The following is a 1,228-nucleotide window of genomic DNA, read 5'->3' as shown; positions in this document are numbered from 1 at the left end:
TGTCTTGGTAAGTCAAGGGGAGCTGTGATGTCGGCTGCTAGGATTTTGCCAAGGGACTTACTAAGTGGTACGTTTACCACTTGGCGACTGCTTAGCGGATTGTCGTGATTTGCGTAGTTTGTGGCACGCTGTGTGATGGCGTTTTTTAAGTCATTGACCAATATCATGATAATCCCCTAACCCCGATATACGTTCTCTTCGTTCATTTGTAGCTCAATGCCTGTGATGTTGGCTTCTTGACCCAAGCGGTACAGATAGTCGCATAGGGCGTGATGGAAGGACTGCTGTTTTAGCTGATTTTCTATTGCAGGGTAGGCTTCATCAAAACTTAACGTGCGACCGTCTTTTTTTGCCATGACATCAACAATGTGTATGCCATAGCGACTTTCGATGGGATTGACCCCCACGCCCAAAGGTAGGGCGAACACCGCTTGCTCAAATTCAGGGACGGTTTGCCCTTTGTGTAGTGTACCAAGCTCACCGCCGTCATCTTTGGACGGACAGGCTGAATGCTTGCGTGCCAGTTCAATAAAATCAGCGTCCTTGTTATCGCTGTTTTGTAGCGTGTCGATAAGCTCACTGGCTTTTTGTTTGAGTGTGATACGCTCTTCGCCAGCTTCAGGGGGTGCGGACAGTAGAATATGACGCACCTGCATGATGGGCGTGGTAACAAACTGCGTGGGGTTATTGTCATAATACTGCTGACACGCTGTACGTTCTGGAGTCTTTGGGACGACATTCATCTCAATGAGTTTGGCGATGGCGGCTTCTTCGTCCGCTTGCCATGCGCTGTCGCCAAGCTCTGGACTGCTGTGTACTGCTTGGCGGAGTAGTTCACGCACGGTCAGGGCTTGGGCGGCAAGGTATAGGGCTTCTTCTTGGGAGCTTGCAGGGTGATACTGGGTCTCACGAGCGTTGGCATCTTGGGCGATGGCGACCCCATTGACGCTGATATTTGGTAGGGTTTGGCGACTGGAGGCAATGAGTTTGCTGTGGTCTTTTTTTTCTTCGCTTAGTGCCTGTTTGATAAATTCAGCGTCTGATGATGGCTTGGTTAAGTCATCACTGGTTGGCATGATACGAATGCCGTCATCATCTTCTACCAAGCCAATGGGGGTAAAGGCTTCATGCTCGTGGGCGTGATGACTATGGTGTGTGCCGCCACAGCTACAACTGTCATCAGATGGGGCTGATGATGGCTCACTGATATGTGTTAGCTTGTCGCTTG

1 protein-coding gene is annotated in these 1,228 nt (G+C 50.1%); it reads right to left on the bottom strand.

Annotated elements, in window-relative coordinates:
• Positions 1 to 176: 176 nt before the first annotated feature.
• Positions 177 to 1,076, bottom strand: coding sequence for a peptidylprolyl isomerase (locus GY683_RS00360; protein WP_297286865.1), 900 nt, complete (start codon positions 1,074 to 1,076; stop codon positions 177 to 179).
• Between the last annotated feature and the right edge of the window lie 152 nt (positions 1,077 to 1,228).

The sequence above is a fragment of the Moraxella sp. genome, from assembly GCF_024227015.1.
GTDB lineage: Bacteria > Pseudomonadota > Gammaproteobacteria > Pseudomonadales > Moraxellaceae > Moraxella.
This window is presented reverse-complemented; position numbering and strand designations above follow the sequence as displayed.

Excerpts from the sequence above, each read along its gene's own strand:
- GY683_RS00360 (WP_297286865.1), bottom strand. The coding sequence starts at position 1,076 with ATGCCAACCAGTGATGACTTAACCAAGCCATCATCAGACGCTGAATTT.